This is a genomic window from Streptococcus sp. HMSC066F10 (assembly GCF_001813805.1).
GTDB lineage: Bacteria > Bacillota > Bacilli > Lactobacillales > Streptococcaceae > Streptococcus > Streptococcus vaginalis.
Genome location: NZ_KV813957.1, coordinates 134397 through 136665, shown reverse-complemented (window position 1 = coordinate 136665; position 2269 = coordinate 134397). Strand labels below are relative to the sequence as shown.

The 2269-nt window shown below is 31.0% G+C and carries 3 protein-coding genes; all 3 read left to right on the top strand.

The window, feature by feature from the left end; genetic code table 11:
- Positions 1-255, top strand: a 255-nt coding sequence (locus HMPREF2933_RS10265) for a PcfB family protein (protein ID WP_261674320.1), incomplete at its 5' end; no start/stop codon positions are given.
- Between the two features lie 202 nt (positions 256-457).
- Positions 458-1489, top strand: coding sequence for a PDDEXK nuclease domain-containing protein (locus HMPREF2933_RS01690; RefSeq protein WP_024051472.1), 1032 nt, complete (start codon positions 458-460; stop codon positions 1487-1489).
- A gap of 66 nt (positions 1490-1555) precedes the next feature.
- The coding region (locus HMPREF2933_RS01685; RefSeq protein ID WP_070672392.1) for a phage replisome organizer N-terminal domain-containing protein at positions 1556-2269 on the top strand (714 nt) is incomplete at its 3' end.

Here is a 2269-nt window from a genome sequence, read left to right as displayed (position 1 = left end):
AGTTTCTCAGTAATGAAAAACAAAGAAAGCAAAAACTATGAAATATTCTTCCAAGCCAAAGACATAAAAGTAATGGAATATGCCTTTAAACAAGTCATAGCCAAGGAAAATAAAAAAGAAAAAGAAAGTATCCTAAAACAAATAAAGAAATACAAAGACCTATCCAAGAACAAGGATAAGACAAAAGAGAAAGTCAAAAGGAAAGTAAAAGAAAAAGTAAAACCAAGCAAAAAAGATATGACCAGAGAAATCTAAGGGAGTAACGAAAAGTTACACCCTTAAATAACCATAATAACAAGACTTCCGAAAAGCAGAAGTCCAGAATTTCGAAAATCGGAAATCAAGAATTTCGATTATCGAAAATCTGGGAAATATCAAGGCAGATAAGATATAAAATTGAATAAACACAATATTTATGATATAATTAAAGCAATTAAGAGGTCAAAGAGGTGCTTGTATGAATAAGAATAATAAAATAGATAGAGTTCATGATGATGTTTTTAATAGCATAAAAACATTGATGGACAAGGCAAGAAATGAAGTCGCAAGAGAAGTCAATAATATTTTAGTTCAAACTTATTGGGAGATTGGACGTATCATCGTAGAAGATGAGCAAGGTCATTCAGAACGAGCTGAGTATGGAAAAGAACTTATAAATGACTTATCAAGACAACTTACAAAGGAATATGGCAAGGGATTTTCTAAGTCTAATTTATTTAATATGAGAAACCTATATTTATCATATCCAATATTCCAGACACTGTCTGGAAAATTGACCTGGTCCCATTATTGCGAACTCTTATCCATTAGCGATGAGAAAAAACGAAGCTTCTATGAGAAAGAAAGTATTAATGCAAATTGGTCTGTGAGAGAACTTAAAAGACAAATAAAAACATCACTTTTTGAAAGATTGCTCCTATCATCTGGAGAGGAAAACAAAGAAAAAGTTCTAGACCTAGCTTTAAAGGGCAATGAAATAAATAAGGCAGCTGACCTCGTAAAAGATCCTTATGTATTTGAATTTTTAGGGTTGCCAGAAGAAAAGCCTATGATGGAAAGTGATTTAGAAAAAGCACTTATAGATCATATTGAAAAATTCTTGCTAGAACTCGGCAAGGGTTTTATGTATGTAGGTAGCCAACAAAGAGTAACACTAGGCAACACACACTATTATGTGGATATGGTATTTTACAATAAAATATTAAGATCTTATGTCTTAATCGAACTAAAAACAAGTAAGCTAATGCCAGAAGCAGTTGGGCAAATAAATATGTATCTCAATTATTATAAGGCAGAAGTAAATGATGAGATGGACAATGAACCGATAGGAATAATCTTGTGTACAGATAAAGACGGAGTACAAGCAGAATACGCCTTAGGAAATTTATCAAATAAAATATTCGCATCAAAATATACTTTGTATATACCAGACAGGGAAGAGCTTGAAGAACAAGTAGAAAAAGTTATTAAAAAATATAAGGAAAAATAAAATATAAATTATAAGGAGAAGTAGAGAAAAAAATCTACTTCTTTTTTTATTGCAAGGAGGATTAGAATGGCAACAAACAAAAGATATTATTGGATAAAATTAAAAGAAGAATTTTTCACAGACAAAAGGATAAAAAGATTAAGAAGAATATCGGGAGGAGATACCTATACGATAATCTACTTAAAACTTCTACTACTAAGCTTAAAAGATGAGGGCAAACTCTATTATGACGGAGTAGAAAGTGATTTTATAAAAGAGTTAGCACTAACCATAGATGAAACAGACGATGATGTAATGGTTACAGTTAATTATTTAATCAATCAAGGCTTACTAGAAATTGTAACAGAAAATGATGAATACTATTTAACTGAAATACCAAGCCTAATCGGCTCAGAAACAGCTTCTACAAGGCGTTCAAGAAAATCTAGAGAATTAAAAATGTTGCAATGCAACACCAATGCAACACATAAGCAACAAAAGTGCAACGGAGAGATAGAGATAGAGAAAGATATAGATATAGATAAAGAGAGAGAGGGAGAGATAGAAAAAGATAAAAAGTCCACCCCCATCTTTTATGGAGAATTCAAAAATGTAAGGCTAAGCAAAGAAGAATATGAAAATCTTAAAGAAAAATTAAGCTCACACACAGAAATAATGATAAACAAACTATCAAGATACATGAAAAGCAGTGGCAAAACCTATCAAAACCACTATGCAACAATCCTAAATTGGTATGACAAAGATAAAGACAAACTAAGACAGAAAGGTTTAAATAAAAAA